The sequence below is a fragment of the Bradyrhizobium sp. CCBAU 11357 genome, from assembly GCF_028128865.1.
Taxonomy (GTDB): domain Bacteria; phylum Pseudomonadota; class Alphaproteobacteria; order Rhizobiales; family Xanthobacteraceae; genus Bradyrhizobium.
In genome coordinates, this window is record NZ_LBJW01000050.1 from 1 (window position 1) to 2,471 (window position 2,471).

Below are 2,471 nucleotides of genomic sequence, written 5' to 3' on the forward strand. Positions count from 1 at the left end.
TCTGTCCGTCCTTCTTCGGGCCGGACTCTAACTCCTTCTGGAGGAAATACGCAGTGGCAGGTCACAATCGCAAGCAACTCGACTCAGTATCCGCCTCCGTTCATTTCAAGCCGATCATCTCGCTACGCCGGCAGCCGGTCAGAGCAAGCTGGCGAACGATGTCCGCTATCGTGGCGTACTTCTCCTGCTCTGCGGCGCCGCGAAGCATCCGACCAAGTATTCGATACTCCGCCTCTGATAGCCGACGCTTTCGCACGTTGTCCTTTGGCTTGCGGATGCCATGGGCGGGATTGGTGTCAATAATGCCCGCTTCGACAGCGTAGGTAAGGATCCCGCCGAGAAGGCCAACGGTGCGGGTGGCCGCTCCTGCGCCGCCTCGGACGATTGCTTTTCCGCGCAGCTTCTTGGTCTTCACCGAAACCCGCGCCTTTCCGGCCATGATGTCCTTGAGGACCTTGTTAATGTCGGTCTTGGTGAGATCCTTGACTCGCCTAGTCCCTATGAGGGGAATGATGTGTCGCTCAATCCGGCCCGTATCGGTGACGATCGTTGAGGCCTTCTTCGGTCTTCCGCCCTTCCCTAGAATGAGACCAGCCTGGAGATCAGCGAAGTAGCGGGTGCATAGCTCCTTCACCGTGAGCGCCTTGTGATCCAGCTGGCGATCTTCGGGATCCTCACCGCCAGCCACGCGGCCGAGCTGCACCTTTGCCTCTCGGCGGGCCGTCTCGGGCGCCCAAACAACAGCCAACCACAAAGAGACAGCGCAAATTTGCGCCGGCTTCATAGACCGACGCGGCTCGAAAACTGAATCATTGAGTTACGGAGGTGTAGGCCGCTTTGCGGAAACCTGCATTCAGTTCGTCACGTTGTTGACCTTGAATCTCTTGGCCGATCGTCTTCGTGGGCGTTATCACCGAAAACATGATGAATCCTCCCGCTTTGCGAGGAAGGATGAAATACTCAGCTATTGCCGACTTCTCGGAGTCCTCACAGGAGGACATGCCCCGGAAGACGACTTCACTATCGACAAGCTCGCTGTTACGCGCGGAGGCAAACTTCCCTTTGCAGTCTTTTGCATCGTTCCCAACGATTGCCGCAGCCACGTCAAGCCCAGCCACATTGGGTTGCGGGGGAATAATGCGAACGAACCCAGTTGCGTTGTCGGCTTTCCAAGCCGCCCCGGTAGATGCAAGAGCAACAGGCGTCTGAGACCGGCTAACTAGGCTCGGATGAGACAACGAGGTTGCTTTAAGAATAAAGTTTGAGGCCAACTGCATTGCCTCCAACTGCAATTCTGCCGAGCCTTCTTGGGGACGCGTCGGTTCCAAGCTGGATGCTGTGGTTGGCGAAGAACTTGGTCCCATTGGCTTGGGAGGTAGGTTCGAACTAACCGCCGCCGTGAAGTCGGTGGCTGCTGCAACACCTCCAGCATTAATCGTCTTCACGCAGCTTACGAGCGCAGGAATGAGAACTGATGTTCCGCTCAAATCAAACTGGAAAAGATTGCCTTGGGCGAATGCAGACATAGTGCGTGCTGCGCGGAAACTCTTAATCAGAGCAGAATTGTCCGGCATTGGAACGAAAACCATCGTTCCCGATATGGCTGCAGCATCCACGTTGAATGTATTCCGGCCATCAAAGCTTAAAACGATCGGAAACTTTTGCCCTTGGGATAGAGTCCAGCTTTGGTGCGTGAACGCGAGCATCCAACTATAGTTCTTGGTGACAAGAACCCCAAAATTAATGCCGCTCTTGTAGTTCGCGCTCGCAATGCAATTCGAGAACTGGCCTGTCTTATCGTCCGTATAAGCTCCACCCGACCATCCGGCGACGGATATCCTGCCGTAGGGACCGCGTGCCTGGACCGGATTCACAATAGTGACGAACAGAACTAGTGCGGCAATTATAGCACGCATGGAACTCCCCCCCGTAGCCTCAGGTTGGCATCCCATCTTTCCAAAAACTTAAGCGCCGTCAAGTATTAGCCGCAGTCACGCCACAGCTACGTCTTCTTCCTCGGGCCCGCCGCACAATCATCGACCATCGGCCGGCAGTGGCCGCTTCAACGCGCTTAACCCAAGGCGCGCGCATAGAGGCGGCCATCCTCGATTGGGACCGCCTTGTGCTGCTCTTTCACAAGGTCGAGAAACGGCTAAAAGAGGCTGGTATCACTCAGACAAAGGTGCCGCCGCCCAAGATCATGATGCCGCTCCTCGAACACGCCACGATGGAATACGAGGACGATCTGCATACGATGTATGCGAACCTCTTAGCGTCCGCGCTTGATCCAGCGAGCGAGATTGAGAAGAAATTCGTCTCGGTGCTTGCCGGATCGAGCGGCACCGATGTCAATGTTTTGCGATCCATGTTCGCCGAATGGATGTACTACGAGGATAAAGCGATCAGGAAGAAGGGCGAAACCCGCTACAGTTCGGGTGTGTCGAGCACGAACGAGACTGCCGTCATCACGT

General features: G+C 55.8%; 2 protein-coding genes and 1 pseudogene. 1 reads left to right on the forward strand and 2 read right to left on the reverse strand.

The annotated features are described in order from the left end of the window. Positions 1-103 precede the first annotated feature (103 nt). Together XI05_RS09045 and XI05_RS09050 are read right to left on the reverse strand one after the other, a co-directional pair. Positions 104-739, reverse strand: a pseudogene (locus tag XI05_RS09045) (tyrosine-type recombinase/integrase); the annotation flags it as partial. A 70-nt stretch (positions 740-809) separates the two neighbouring features. Then, complete coding sequence (locus XI05_RS09050; RefSeq protein ID WP_271500749.1) at positions 810-1,916, reverse strand: hypothetical protein; 1,107 nt, start codon at positions 1,914-1,916, stop codon at positions 810-812. Between the two features lie 137 nt (positions 1,917-2,053). Between XI05_RS09050 and XI05_RS09055 the strand changes: the two genes are divergently transcribed. After that, on the forward strand, positions 2,054-2,471 hold a 418-nt coding region (locus tag XI05_RS09055; RefSeq protein ID WP_271500752.1), incomplete at its 3' end, for an Abi-alpha family protein.